Origin of the sequence: Paenibacillus vini (assembly GCF_018403325.1) — a bacterium.
GTDB classification, from domain to species: domain Bacteria; phylum Bacillota; class Bacilli; order Paenibacillales; family Paenibacillaceae; genus Fontibacillus; species Fontibacillus vini.
The window spans coordinates 350661-364082 of the sequence record NZ_BOSL01000001.1 but is presented as its reverse complement, the minus strand read 5'-3'; the positions used below and the strand labels follow the sequence as shown (position 1 = coordinate 364082).

The window sequence follows — 13422 nt, the reverse complement described above, 5'->3', positions numbered from 1 at the left end:
CTTCTCCAGCAATCTCGGCTCATTAGTTTATTGATTCAGAATACTCTCTTCCAACATCGCCGATTTGTCTCCGTATTCCTTGATGATATGCCGCTCGCCCCAAGCGCACAGGGAATCGAGGATTCCTCGCAAACTCATGCCGTATTCGCTAAGCTCGTACTCGACCCTTGGCGGTACCTCATTGTAACTGATCCGGTTGACGATGCCGTCCTTCTCCAGCTCCCGGAGCTGCTGGGTCAGCATTTTCTGGGTAATGGCGGGCATGAGACGCTTCAAGTCGCTCGTTCTTTTCTTACCGTGCGTTAAATGGCAGAGGATGACGCATTTCCATTTTCCCCCGATGACTTCCAAAGTAGCCTCTACCGAGATGTTGTACTTCTTGTTCTTGTTGGCTACAGCCATGTTTTTGCCTCCCTATGATTATCCAATAGGCACTTTTTAGTACCTATATCACTTTAAAGTACGTACTGTTCAATGTTGTTTCAATACATGATAATAACACTTGCCGGCCGGCGAATACAACTTGGAGGAGTGGAACCTTGAATCTAGAAAAAAGACGCAGTACTCTTGCGCTTCTGGCTTTAGCCGTCAGTGCTTTTGCGATCGGCACCACCGAGTTCATCAGTGTAGGACTGCTCCCTCTGATCGCTGAAGACTTTCATATATCCGTTACGACCTCAGGTTTGACCGTAACATTGTACGCCCTGGGCGTGACCTTCGGTGCCCCGATTTTAACGTCCCTGACCTCCGGCGTTTCCCGAAAAACGCTGCTGTTAGGGATCATGATCGTTTTTATTGCCGGTAACAGCCTGGCTGCCGGTGCGGGAAGCATCGGCGTGCTGCTTGTCGCACGCATTGTATCCGCCTTGGCGCACGGCGTGTTTATGTCCATCGGATCGACGATTGCCGCCGACCTCGTCCCCGAAAACCGGAGAGCCAGCGCGATCGCGATCATGTTCTCCGGGCTAACGGTAGCGACCGTGACCGGCGTCCCGCTCGGAACCCTGATCGGCCAACAATGGGGCTGGCGTATGGCCTTCCTCGCGATCGTAGCGATCGGCGTGCTGGCGTTCATCGCCAACTTGGCCCTCGTCTCCGGGAACCTTCGCAAAGGAACGCCAACCCGGCTTCGCGATCAGCTTAACCTTGTTACCAACGGACGATTGCTGCTAGCTTTTTCCATTACTGCCTTGGGGTACGGCGGCACTTTTGTCGTCTTTACCTATTTATCCCCTTTGCTTCACGAGATAACCGGATTCAAGGAAGAAACGGCAGCCGTCATCCTTCTTATATACGGAATCGCCATTGCCATCGGCAATGTTATCGGAGGCAAGGCCGCCAACCGGAAGCCGGTAAAAGCCTTGTTCTATATGTTCGCGATTCAGACTCTCGTGCTGTTCATCCTGGCCTTTACTATTCCGTATAAGACGGCCGGGCTGATCACCATTTTCCTGATGGGATTGTTTGCTTTCATGAACGTTCCCGGCCTGCAAGTTTACGTCGTCCTGCTGGCTGAGCGCTTTGCGCCAAAAGCGAAGGACGTGGCTTCCGCGCTCAATATCGCGGCTTTCAATGCGGGTATTGCCATCGGCGCCTATCTGGGCGGAATCGTGACCGACCGTATCGGGCTTGTTCATACCACCTGGGTCGGAGCGGTCATGGTCCTTAGCGCCGTGTTCCTAACGGCTTGGGCACGTACCCTGGAGAAAAAGGACGTCGCCGGGACCACAGCGGCCACCCGCTCCATGAATCCCGCCCCGCAAAATGGGTAACTATAAAAAGAATTGTAGTTTCGAGAACTGAATTAACTAAATGAATAGGAGTTGGAATAAAGAATGATTAATCATTTACAAGATACGGTTACTTTGCACAACGGAGTAAAAATGCCCGGACTGGGTCTAGGGGTTTTTAAAGTCGAAGAAGGCCCTGAACTGATCCAAGCGGTAAAAGCCGCAGTGAAGCATGGCTACCGCAGTATCGATACAGCGGCAGTCTATCAAAATGAAGGCAGCGTGGGAGAGGCTATTGCCGAATTGTTCAAGGAGTCTACGGTCGCTAGAGAAGATCTGTTCGTTACCTCGAAAGTATGGAATGCCGATCTGGGCTATGAGTCTGCCTTGGCCGCCTATGAGACAAGTTTGAACAAGCTCGGTCTGGACTACCTCGACCTGTATCTCATTCATTGGCCGGTAAAGGGCAAATATAAAGAAGCTTGGAGAGCGCTGGAAACCTTGTACCGCGACGGTCGGGTCAAAGCTATCGGCGTAAGCAACTTCCAGGTTCATCATCTTGAGGACCTAATGAAAGACGCAGAAATCAAACCTATGATCAACCAAGTGGAATTTCACCCTCGCCTGACGCAAAAAGAAGTTCGCGCATTTTGCCAGGAGCATGGCATTCAAATGGAGGCTTGGTCCCCGCTCATGCAGGGCGAGCTTTTGAATAACGAGGTATTGAAGGGCATCGCCGAAAAACACGGAAAATCCGTAGCCCAAATCATCCTGCGGTGGGATGTGCAGCATGGTGTCGTCACGATTCCAAAGTCTACGAAAGAGCAGCGGATTATCGAGAACGCAGCACTCTTCGACTTCGAGCTGACGGAAGACGATATGAACCAAATCGACGGTTTGAACGAAGACCGCCGGGTCGGTCCGGATCCGGACAACTTCGATTTTTAACCCGAATGAGCGCATAAAGAAGAACCTGGCCCCTCCCAGTGGAGTGAAGGCCAGGTTCTTCTTTTGTATATATTTCGCCGATTCTCCCGGCTTATTCCTGCGGCTCTCCGGCTGCTTCCCAGCGGGCGATTTCCTCCCGGACCCGCGGCGCCACCTCGGTGCCGAGCAGCTCGATGGACCGCATGACATCCTCATGGGGCATCGTACCGAGCGGGCAATGGAGCATAAAGCGGGTGATACCGACGTTCTTGCGCAAGTGGATAATCTTCTGCGCAACCGTCTCCGGGTCGCCGACGTACAGCGCCCCCTCCAGACTTCGTGCGGCATCAAAGGAAGCGCGGCTGTAATGGCCCCAGCCCCGCTCCCGGCCGATCACATTCATCGCAGCCTGGGTCGACGGGAAGAACTTATCCGCTGCGGACGCCGTATCCTCGCCGACAAAGCCGTGCGAATGCGAGGCTATCGGCAGCTTGGATACATCATGCCCGGCCTGGGCGGCAGCTTTCTTGTAAAGCTGCACCAGCGGAGCAAACTGCGTCGGCCGGCCGCCAATAATCGCGAGCACCAAAGGAAGTCCGAGCAATCCGGCGCGGATCACGGATTCCGTGTTCCCTCCGCTGCCAATCCACACCGGCAATGGATCCTGCACCGGACGCGGGTAGACGCCGAGGTCCCGGATGGCCGGACGGTGGTTACCGCTCCAGGTAACCTTTTCCGATTCGCGTAGTCTCAGCAGCAGATCCAGCTTCTCTTCAAACAATTCCTCATAATCGTTCAGATCGTAGCCGAACAGCGGGAAGGATTCAATGAAGGACCCTCGCCCCGCCATAATTTCCGCCCGGCCGTTCGACAGCCCATCCAGGGTCGCAAAATCCTGGAACACGCGCACCGGATCGTCGGAAGATAATACGGTCACTGCGCTCGTCAAGCGAATCCACTTGGTCTGGGTGGCAGCGGCCGCCAGCACGAGCGTAGGCGACGAAGCCGCATAATCCTTCCGGTGGTGTTCCCCGACGCCGAATACGTCCAACCCTACCCGGTCGGCGAGAACGATTTCCTCGACGACTTCGCGAAGCCGCTGCGCGTGACTAATCACCTCACCGGTTTGAACATCCGGTGTTGTCTCAACAAATGTGCTTATTCCTATTTCCATGGGCTGTTCCTCCCGAATTGTCATTTGGCTGCTTACTTTCCGTAACCAATGTCTTTATTTTGTACTTTTGAGACGGTTTTTTCAAGTTTACTGTGTTCTACTACGCGCGCCCGCTTCATTCTGGTGCAGTTGTTGTGCCTTTACTTATGGATACTATGGCAGCCTTTTGGCTGACGAGTCACATTTAGTCCATTTGGAAGCTCGACAACCATAGATCGCCAACTTCTAACGGACACCAGCGCCGTTATCTCCTCCAAATTCGCCGTTTTGAAAATCTAACGGACACAGCAGACCTTATTCGGAGAAAAAGAGACTCCGCGTGGCAATAATTACCCTAATAAGAGCTGTGGTGTCCGTTAGAAATCAAAACCGGCTTAAATCGCCCAAATAACGGCCGCTGTGTCCGTTAGAATAGATAAAAACCCGGCGAGGCCTAGTCTCCCGGAGGGATCTGCGTATAGATTCCTTTCCCCAAAAAGGAGCAGACCGGTTCGACCTTATCCTGCCCATTCGCTCCCCAGAAAAAAATAAGCGGAACCGCTCCGGCTCCGAAAACACCGGCGATTCCGCCCATAGGCTCACTAGTCCATATAGCAAGGGTCGTAACCTACCCTCAGGTCAGTTTTAAAACCTGGAGTTCCCGGTCCTCCACCGTTGCCTGGTAGGCAGGCGTCCAGGTTCGCTGAAGAGAAGAGGCACTCGCTCCCGCCAGCAAGCGCTCAAGCCCTGCGGTCGCGTCCGTGCAGGATCGGCCAACCACGCCATGGACCCGTTCCTCGATGAAACCATCGGCATTCTGCGTCACAGTAATCGACTTGTCACCTGTTCCGAAGGCCAACACGAAGGAGACTCCTTCCGTGGTCTTATTTTCACGGACTTCTGCATGCAGGCCCGCCTCTTTATATTGTTTGCAGGCCAGATGGACCGCACACCGCAGATAAGCGGTTTGTACTTCATACAAAAGCTGTTCTCCCGCAAGGTCCAACGCCTCCCCGGACAGCTCGCCGGACTCAATCACCGCCTGCAGGCCTTCCTCGGATTCCATAATAATCAGATGAAGATGACCTCTTGTACCCGTAAGCAGCTTGCCGAGTGATTCCCCGCCAATCCCCAACTTCTTCTGCAATTCTGAACTGAAGGCGTTCCATACCTGATTCTCGGGCTCCAACCCGGTATCCCGCATTGCCCGGAACAACAACCTCTTGTCCTTAAATACCATAGGGAAAGTCGTACAATGGCTCATTATCCAGTCCCCTCCTTAGAAGTCAATATTCCTTCCAACCGTCACCTCGGCCATGGCCGGGCTTTCCGGAGCCGATGAGAGCGCTGATTCAGGAGCCAAACTGGCTCTAACAGCGTTGTCAGTCGCCCAAGTCCGCATATATCCGATATCCTCCTTGCGGACACGGCTTAATGGTACGGATTGGACGATGGCCCGCTCTATATCTGCAGAGGTTACGTCACCTTCCGGATGCCCCTCGCTGTTTCTAACAAAAAAGGCTTCCAATAAGGCCTGGTTCACGCAAGCCTCGATCTCCGAACCGGTTAAGCGTACTCCATCGCCTAAACTTGCTTCTCCCGACAACTTCACCATTTTGGCGATATCGAAATTCTCGGGGTTCCGGCCAATACGTTTGATGTGAATCCGGAAAATTTCGGCGCGTTCCTGCTCGTTCGGCAGATCGACAAAGAAAATCTCATCGAATCGTCCTTTGCGCAACAACTCGGGCGGAAGACTGCCGATATTATTGGCCGTGGCAAACACAAAGACCGGACTCTTTTTCTCCTGCATCCAGGTCAAAATCGTGCCGAAGACGCGGGAGGTTGTGCCCCCATCGCTCTGATTGCTGCTAGCCAGGCCTGATAAAGCCTTCTCAATCTCGTCGATCCAGAGAATAGATGGCGATACGGCTTCACTCATGGATAGAGCCAGCCGAATGTTGGCTTCCGAAGATCCGACATACATCCCGAAGACGCGGCCCAGATCGAGCCGGAGAAGCGGCATCTTCCAGGAGGCAGCCACGCATTTGGCGCTTAGACTCTTACCGCATCCCGGGACCCCGACAAGCAGCACGCCTTTGGGCCAGCCTATTCCGAACTGCTCCGCCTCCGGCGTATACGCCTTCTTCCGGATCTCCAGCCACTTTTTCAAATTGTCCAGACCGCCGATGTCGGCCGTCTCCAGCTTTTCCGTGTCCACATATTCCAAGATGCCGGATTTACGTATATTCTGCTTCTTTTCCTCCAGAATGAAGTCGATGTCCTCGCCGGTGATTCTTTTATGTTGAACGAGCGACTTGGCCAAGCAGTTCTCAATCTCAGTCTTCGATAGGCCGATGGATGCTCGTCCCAGGGCGTCTAGCGCCGATTCCGAGCAGTCGATCTGAAGGTCGTTGCGGTCCCTGTATTGCTGGGCAAACTGGGAGATGATCATTTTAAGCTCGTTCAGGTCCGGATAAGGCATGTCAATGATCGTGACTTCCTTCTGTAGCTCAGTCGGTATTTCCATCAATGGACCGACAATAATAGAATTGGACGGCATTCGTTCGCGAATTTCCTGAGCCAGTTCCTTAAATCGACGAATATAGACGGGGGAACTGTTCAAGTGGGACTGAAGATCCAGCCATACGAACAGAGACGGCTCTTCCGCAAGCTGTTCGGCTTTAGCGATCGCGGTCATAAGATCTACGGTATCGGGGTGCACCGCCGTGTTCCCGTCCATAACCAATCCTCTCGTGCAAGACCAGGTCAATAACCGCTTGTTCAGTTTGCGTGCCAAATCGGTAAGGAGATCCAGAGCCCGTTCTTCCTCCAACGTATTAATTAGAATAACTCCATATCGGGCGCGTATAAGGACCTCAAGTTCTTGGATAAATTCATCTTTGGTCATATTCAGGCTCCTGTTTCAGATAATGTTGTAAGTCCCGACGTTGCGCGGGATCAGGGTAACCGGACAGCCTCACAGAGCTGTCGGTATGCAGCGACACTTCCAATCGCCGTTCCGGAGTCAGTGTATTCGGCTCTATGCGGTCTGTAACAAGGATAAGCTGTTTGGAACTCCAGATTTCGGAAGAACCGGCCTCTTCTTTATAAGGCCCTGCGAGTACCGCGTCCGCCAGTAATAGGGTTGAACGAGCGGCGGCCGAAGCAAAAATCCGCTTTGGAGAAAAGCCGCTGAATATTAAAACGGTCCCCGAGTTCCATCTTCGAAAAGCTCTGATGAGCTCGGAGACCGCCTCCGGTTGTTCCAACGGTTCTCCGCCTGACAAAGTCAGTCCGTCCACGGGCAGCCTTCCGAGTTCTTCGCCCATGGCTGCGGGGTCTGCGATACTGGCTGACGGGTGCTCCGCTCTGTGCGTACCGGGATTGAAGCAGCCCGGACAGCCCAGGCTGCACCCTTGTACCCAAACCACGGCACGAGCGCCGGGTCCGTTGACAAAGCTGCAGCGGTTGATATCATGAACAAATAATTGAAGACTCACAACCAGCACACTTCCTAACCTTTTTTTACGTAGAATTTAGAAATCAATGACGCGCTTGCTTGTGCTTTCCTGTACCGGATTCATGCTTGCTGGACCTGAAGATTTCTCTTGGTCCGTTGCACTAGGGCTTCCCTGCACAGAAACAGCTTCATGCAGATCCAGGTGGCGGATCACAGGCCGCGGCTCACCCGCCGGAAATCTTGGCTCTTCCGGGCGAGTCCGGGTTGTTTGCGCCAGACCCGCCAATCTGATCGGTTCCATATACACCCGGTCCAAGTCCGTCAGTAAAGCCTGAATGAACTGTTCCGGGGAATCCTGATGGCTCTCTCCTTCCAGAAAAAAGCGGATTACCGTACCGTCAACCAGCTTCAACATGACGATAACTCCTTGGCCGTACTTCCCCTCACCATTAATACTGAGGCCAACCACTTCCCTTAACCGGATTTCATACCTTTCCCCGGCCTCGGACGAGGCCATAATGATGACGATCAAGCGATCCGGCGTCAGAGCAAGCACCTTGGCATTTTCGGATACTTTGGACCATTCATCAAAGTCTTTGTAAAGAGCCGTAATGATTTCGCCCTCTTCAATAATCCCCAGCTCTTCAAGCTCGAACAGGCTTGCGTCGTCAATCGGGGTATGCAGCCTGATTCTCCGCTTCATTACCTGAGACGCAAAAATGCCGCCAATGGCTATACTCCCTGCATAACCGTTTAAATAGTCCATCATCCAAAAAATAAATACCATTAGAAAAAGAAGCCATTGCGCCACGGTTAAATAAGTTCTCTTGTTTTGGGCCGACATCCGGTAATACCAGAAGCCCTTTCCGGGCTTGTAAGAGTCAAGGATCCCTTGAATTTGCCGATTGAACTTCATAAGGGCGAACACACTTGCAACTATTGCCAACAATAACAAAATGAACGTGAGCCACTCTCCCTCGGAGAGAGCAAAGATCGCTCCCAAAAACCACATAGGAATGCCAAGAAAACCAATGAATCCCCGCTTGAATTTTATCTTACCAATTACCTCTTTATCATCCATAGCAATACTCCTTCGGTTTCAAACAGATTACTACCATTTTCTCCTTTCGCCCAACATTTTCCTGCCTCGAGAGTACAAACTGTCTCTTAATAATCTTCACTTCCCGCCATCCGTTCACAATGACGCCCCCTTCCCTCATCTCCATAAAGCATGCGGCTCTCGCCCGCACCGCCTTCAAATACTCGGACAATCCAATCGCTCCCAAGTCACCATCTGATATACTTCTCCTAAGTCGGTTATAATTTAGTTCAGATGAACAATATAAATGGCAGGTTATCCATTCCGAACCAGCATGACTAATTCAAACAGAAGGAGGGCCTCCCGTTGTTTCAACTTTCCGAGAAACAGGCTCAGGAAATCGTGGATAAAATGATGAAAGACATCCCATATAGTATCAATATTATGAATGATCAAGGCGTCATCGTCGGCAGCGGTAAAAAAGAGAGAATCGGCACAGTTCATCCCGGAGCGGTAAAGGCTTTGTCCACGGGGAAAATGGTCGAGGTGTGGAAAGACGGGCGCTTTGAAAAGAAGGGCACCAACGAGCCCATCGTCATAGACGAGGAGCGGGTGGGTGTGATCGGGATCTCCGGCAACCCGGACGAAGTCCGCCCGTTTTGCAATATTGTAAGAACCACGGTGGCGCTTCTGATCGAGCAAAAGACCGCCCTTGAGAATTTGGCTCACGAGGCGAATCGTAAAAAGGCCTTTCTGGAACTGCTGCTGAGCCATCACGGCGCCTATTCCCAAAAGTTAAAAAAGGAAGCCGCCGCTTATAAAATCGACTTGCTACTAAAAACCGCTGTGCTTTACCTGAAGCACCTTGATTTGAACAACGAAGCCTCAAGGTTATTGCTGCCGTATCCCTCTTTTCGCATGGAACAGGATTATGATCTGCTTCTAATCCAAAATCCGGCCGAGGTGGACAAACTCATCAAGCAATTGACCAAAAGCCAACCAGGCCTGCTGATTTCCATCGGCAACGTGGAGGCGAGCATTTCGGAAAGTTTCCGCCAGGCCAAATCCGCCATGAATGTAATGCTCGCCTTAAAGCCGCCCTCACAGGTGATCCGTTACGAAGAGGCGGCCTTCCTGGTCAGACTGAGTCAAGCCAATCTGGCCCCGAATCAGAACGTTGTCGGCAAATTGGAGGATGCCTTAGACCTGATGGAAACGCTAAGAAGCTTTATTCATAATAACTGCAGCATCTCCACTACGGCCGACGAATTGAATATCCACCGCAATACGCTGCAATACCGCCTTAAACGAATTCAAGTGCTGACCGGCAAAGACCCAAGAAATCTGCTGCAGCTTTTCGAACTCACCCACGGCTTACTTTCGCTGTACAAATAAAGGGGCCCAAAGAGGGCCCAAAAACAAATCAGACCCGGGAAAAAGCTCCCCCGGGTCCGCATCCCAATCTCTATTGGTTAAACTTAAGCACTCTGGCAATATTCTCGCAGGTGCGCTCTACATTTTCCGGCCCTTCGGCCAACAGCTTATCGAGCTCAGCCGCTCCGGGGACTATGCCGAATACCGCATCGATCCCTTCCGCATAAAGCGTATCAATTCCCTCGCCGATATAACCGGCTACAGCTATGACCTTCTTGCCTTCCTCTTTTGCCGCCTTGGCTACTCCATAAGGGGTTTTGCCGAACTTCGTCTGGAAGTCGATGCCGCCTTCCCCGGTGAACACCAGATCCGCCTCAGCCACTTTTTGCTTCAAGCCGGTGTATTCGATGACAATCTCGATGCCCTTCTGAAGCACGGCCTGCGTAAAGATCAGCAGCCCTGCGCCCAAACCGCCGGCCGCCCCTGCACCCGAGACGTCCTTTACGTCTTTGCCCAGTTGCTGCTTCACGATGTCGGCGTAATGCCCGAGCGCCGCATCCAGATGCAACACCATTTCCGGCGTAGCTCCTTTTTGCGGACCGAACACATGGGAAGCTCCGGTTTCACCGCAAAGCGGGTTCGTCACATCGCAGGCTACAACCAGATCAACCTGCTGCAGCCGTGGATCAAGGGACGATACGTCGATCCGGGCCAGTTTATCCAGGCTGCCTCCGCCGCGGGGAAGCGTATTCCCCTCCGCATCGAGGAATTTAGCGCCAAGCGCCTCGGCCATCCCTGTGCCTCCATCATTCGTAGCACTTCCGCCGATACCGATAATGATCTTCTTGATACCCTTGTCCATACATGCCCGAATTAATTCCCCCGTGCCGTAGGTCGTTGTAATGAGCGGATTTTTGGTCTCCTTCGTCACGTAATGAATCCCGCTGGCCGAAGCCATTTCGATCGCTGCGGTCGTCCCGTCACCAAGAATGCCATACTTTGCCGTGACCGGCTGGCCCAGCGGGCCCATGACCTCCTGTTCGAAGAGCTGTCCGCCGGACGCATCCACCAGCGATTGTACCGTCCCCTCTCCACCGTCCGCCATCGGCACATGAATATAGTTTGCAGACGGGTATACCCGGCGCAGACCCTTTTCCATAGCTACGCACACTTCTTTGGCCGTCATGCTCTCTTTAAAAGAATCCGGTGCCAGCACAAATGTCTTCTCTCCCATGTTCTCACCCCATATAGAATCTATGATCTATTAATATATTTAGAAGAAAAATCCGTAGATTAACGTCGCAACAATCGCCATCGTTCCGCCGACTATAGCCTCGTAAGGAATGAGGCCCATCCGCTGCTTAATGGTCATTTTCATGGCGCCCGCCGTCACGTGGAAGTAGTTGCCTTGCGGCAAGGAGTCAATCACGGTAGCACCTGTGTGAACCATGACGGCCGCTGCCAGCGGAGCCGTTCCCATGTCTAGAATGGCCTGACCAAATGAGCCTGTTGCCAAAATAACGCCTGTCGAGGTTGAAGCTGTGGCCGCTGCCATCAAGATACCGGCAATCGGTGCCAGGAATGTGCCGGAAATCCCGGATGCTTCGATCAGACCCACCACCTGCGTGGACAGGTCGGAAGCGGAAATCAACCCGGCAATCCCGCCTGCACCGATCAGGATCAATACGGTTGCCGTCATTTTATTCAAACCGGAAGCGGTATACTCCAGGATTTTCTTGCTTTGACCCATGGCCAGCATGCCTACGATACCCGCGATCGGCAGGATGTACATGGCATCTACCTTGAAACTAGCGAGAGCGTCGATGCCGGAGATCGAACCGATCGGGTTGATCATGAGCAGAATAACCGCTACGAGCGGAGCCACAATCGCTTTCCCAAGCGACGGATATTTCGACGTGTCGGTCTCATGGTCTACTGCTTCTTCGTCAGTCACCATCACTCCTTTATTTTTCAGGAGAGAAGCAACAATCACCGTGACGATAAGTCCGCAAATTGCGGGAATAACACCGGCCAGCATAACATTGCTCAAATCCAGGTTGAATCCCCGTGCCGCCGCAATCGTATTCGGATTGGGAGATATAATATTCCCCGCCTTACCGCCGCCGGACAATGCCAGAAGCAGAGCAACCTTGGAGATTCCCATCTTGTTCCCTACCGAGAGCGCAATCGGCGCTACAATCAACACGGCAACGGGAATGAACACGCCCACCGCAGTAATGATCATGGTTGCCAAGGCCAGCGCGAGAATCGCTTTGCTGCCGCCAAATTTTTTAACGATGGCCTGGGCAATCGTCTCAGCCGCCCCCGATTCCATCATCACCCCGGCCAGCACACCCGCTGCCAGAACCCGCAGAACCGTCCCCATCACGCTTTGCGTCCCGCTGACCAGTACGCTAACGGTTTGTTCCAAATTGGCGCCGCCAATTAAAGCGCCTACAATTGCTCCAAGAAATAAAGCGTATACAGGATTTAATTTTCTTAATATCAGAATGATAGCAATCGCCAGACCCGCCAACGCGCCAATCCAACTAATCGTTAATCCTTCCATCTGTCTTACCCCCCAAGCTAATGTTGAATACGCTTTCATTATATAATCCGTCCCGTTAAAAAAATATTGATAGAGGGACGAAATGTATTGTGCACTTGCACAAAGCCTAGTGGGGTGCCGTTGAAATCGGATACATAAATGTGGGACAATAAGGGCGGAACGCACTTGATTCTCACTATTGGGAGGTTTACATACGATGAAGACCCAGAAACTCGGAACCAGCAATCTGGAAGTGCCTGTAGTCGCAGTCGGCTGCATGCGGCTGAACTCATTGGATACAACGGAGGCTGAGCGCTTCGTTCAAACTGCACTCGAGGAAGGCGCCAACTTCTTCGATCATGCGGATATCTATGGCGGAGGCTCTTGCGAAGAGATCTTTGCCGAAGCAATTCATATGAACAGCTCGATCCGCGAAAAGATTATGCTTCAATCCAAATGCGGCATTCGCCAGGGCATGTTTGATTTCTCCAAAGAACATATCTTGAATTCGGTCGACGCTATTTTGAAGCGCCTGAACACGGAATACCTGGACGTCCTCTTGCTGCACCGCCCGGATGCCCTCGTCGAACCGGAGGAAGTCGCAGAAGCGTTCGATCAGCTTGAGGCTTCGGGGAAAGTCCGCCACTTCGGCGTATCCAACCAAAACCCGATGCAAATTCAATTACTGCAAAAATACGTGAAGCAGCCGCTCGTTGCGAACCAACTGCAATTGAGCATCACCAACGCCAACATGATTTCCGCAGGCATCAACGTCAACATGGAGAATGAAGCCGCCGTGAACCGCGACGGAAGCATCCTCGATTTCTGCCGGCTGCACGACATCACGATTCAGCCATGGTCACCTTTCCAATACGGCTTCTTCGAAGGCGTCTTCCTCGGCAGCGAGAAATTCCCTGAGCTGAACCAGGTTATCGACGAGATTGCAGCCGCCTACGGCGTCAGCAACACGACCATTGCCATCGCCTGGCTCTTGAGACACCCTGCGCATATGCAGCCGATCATCGGCACAATGAATATCGATCGGCTCAAGGACTGCATTCGCGCCGGAGAGATTTCACTCACCCGGGAAGAGTGGTACCGCATTTATCGTGCCGCGGGAAATGTACTGCCGTAAATTGCTATATATAATGTACAGAAGAAGGGGCCTGATTATTCAGGCCCCTTCTT

General features: G+C 52.5%; 12 protein-coding genes. 4 read left to right on the top strand and 8 right to left on the bottom strand.

Annotated elements, in window-relative coordinates; all coding sequences use genetic code 11:
* Positions 1–27 precede the first annotated feature (27 nt).
* Positions 28–402, bottom strand: a complete 375-nt coding sequence (locus KJS57_RS01710; protein ID WP_213653533.1) for a winged helix-turn-helix transcriptional regulator — start codon at positions 400–402, stop codon at positions 28–30.
* Between the two features lie 137 nt (positions 403–539).
* On the opposite strand from KJS57_RS01710, the gene KJS57_RS01705 reads away from it, so the two are divergent.
* Positions 540–1772: an MFS transporter gene (locus KJS57_RS01705; RefSeq protein ID WP_213653532.1), complete on the top strand. Its 1233-nt coding sequence runs from the start codon at positions 540–542 to the stop codon at positions 1770–1772.
* A 63-nt stretch (positions 1773–1835) separates the two neighbouring features.
* Complete coding sequence (gene pgoN, locus KJS57_RS01700; RefSeq protein WP_213653531.1) at positions 1836–2678, top strand: glyoxal/methylglyoxal reductase; 843 nt, start codon at positions 1836–1838, stop codon at positions 2676–2678.
* 91 nt (positions 2679–2769) lie between these two features.
* Here the strand turns inward: pgoN and KJS57_RS01695 are convergent, their stop codons facing one another.
* From KJS57_RS01695 to KJS57_RS01675, 5 genes are all read right to left on the bottom strand, one after another.
* Positions 2770–3831, bottom strand: a complete 1062-nt coding sequence (locus tag KJS57_RS01695; protein ID WP_213653530.1) for an LLM class flavin-dependent oxidoreductase — start codon at positions 3829–3831, stop codon at positions 2770–2772.
* Between the two features lie 613 nt (positions 3832–4444).
* Complete coding sequence (locus KJS57_RS01690; RefSeq protein ID WP_213653529.1) at positions 4445–5074, bottom strand: DUF2997 domain-containing protein; 630 nt, start codon at positions 5072–5074, stop codon at positions 4445–4447.
* 15 nt (positions 5075–5089) lie between these two features.
* Positions 5090–6721 carry a Ycf46 family AAA ATPase gene (locus KJS57_RS01685; protein ID WP_213653528.1) on the bottom strand — a complete coding sequence of 544 codons (1632 nt, stop codon included), beginning with the start codon at positions 6719–6721 and terminating at the stop codon, positions 5090–5092.
* Positions 6708–7313 carry a 4Fe-4S single cluster domain-containing protein gene (locus tag KJS57_RS01680; protein WP_213653527.1) on the bottom strand — a complete coding sequence of 202 codons (606 nt, stop codon included), beginning with the start codon at positions 7311–7313 and terminating at the stop codon, positions 6708–6710. The genes KJS57_RS01685 and KJS57_RS01680 overlap by 14 nt, the downstream gene beginning before the upstream one ends.
* 36 nt (positions 7314–7349) lie before the next feature.
* Entirely contained in the window at positions 7350–8354 is a 1005-nt protein-coding gene (locus KJS57_RS01675) for a hypothetical protein (protein WP_213653526.1), read from the bottom strand.
* A 324-nt stretch (positions 8355–8678) separates the two neighbouring features.
* On the opposite strand from KJS57_RS01675, the gene KJS57_RS01670 reads away from it, so the two are divergent.
* Positions 8679–9707, top strand: coding sequence for a CdaR family transcriptional regulator (locus KJS57_RS01670; RefSeq protein WP_213653525.1), 1029 nt, complete (start codon positions 8679–8681; stop codon positions 9705–9707).
* 70 nt (positions 9708–9777) lie between these two features.
* Here the strand turns inward: KJS57_RS01670 and KJS57_RS01665 are convergent, their stop codons facing one another.
* On the bottom strand, positions 9778–10920 hold the full coding sequence (locus tag KJS57_RS01665) for a glycerate kinase family protein (protein WP_213653524.1): 1143 nt from the start codon (positions 10918–10920) through the stop codon (positions 9778–9780).
* Positions 10921–10959: 39 nt separating this feature from the next.
* Positions 10960–12255 carry a GntP family permease gene (locus tag KJS57_RS01660; RefSeq protein ID WP_213653523.1) on the bottom strand — a complete coding sequence of 432 codons (1296 nt, stop codon included), beginning with the start codon at positions 12253–12255 and terminating at the stop codon, positions 10960–10962.
* 196 nt (positions 12256–12451) lie between these two features.
* Here KJS57_RS01660 and KJS57_RS01655 point away from each other — a divergent pair, with 196 nt between their 5' ends.
* Positions 12452–13369 carry an aldo/keto reductase gene (locus tag KJS57_RS01655; protein ID WP_213653522.1) on the top strand — a complete coding sequence of 306 codons (918 nt, stop codon included), beginning with the start codon at positions 12452–12454 and terminating at the stop codon, positions 13367–13369.
* The last annotated feature ends 53 nt before the right edge of the window (positions 13370–13422 follow it).

Bases quoted from the DNA above. Each gene is read 5' to 3' on its own strand.
- KJS57_RS01710 (WP_213653533.1), bottom strand. From the start codon at position 402: ATGGCTGTAGCCAACAAGAACAAGAAGTACAACATCTCGGTAGAGGCT.
- pgoN (WP_213653531.1), top strand. From the start codon at position 1,836: ATGATTAATCATTTACAAGATACGGTTACTTTGCACAACGGAGTAAAA.
- KJS57_RS01655 (WP_213653522.1), top strand. From the start codon at position 12,452: ATGAAGACCCAGAAACTCGGAACCAGCAATCTGGAAGTGCCTGTAGTC.
- KJS57_RS01690 (WP_213653529.1), bottom strand. From the start codon at position 5,074: ATGAGCCATTGTACGACTTTCCCTATGGTATTTAAGGACAAGAGGTTG.
- KJS57_RS01695 (WP_213653530.1), bottom strand. From the start codon at position 3,831: ATGGAAATAGGAATAAGCACATTTGTTGAGACAACACCGGATGTTCAA.
- KJS57_RS01660 (WP_213653523.1), bottom strand. From the start codon at position 12,255: ATGGAAGGATTAACGATTAGTTGGATTGGCGCGTTGGCGGGTCTGGCG.
- KJS57_RS01665 (WP_213653524.1), bottom strand. From the start codon at position 10,920: ATGGGAGAGAAGACATTTGTGCTGGCACCGGATTCTTTTAAAGAGAGC.
- KJS57_RS01675 (WP_213653526.1), bottom strand. From the start codon at position 8,354: ATGGATGATAAAGAGGTAATTGGTAAGATAAAATTCAAGCGGGGATTC.
- KJS57_RS01685 (WP_213653528.1), bottom strand. From the start codon at position 6,721: ATGACCAAAGATGAATTTATCCAAGAACTTGAGGTCCTTATACGCGCC.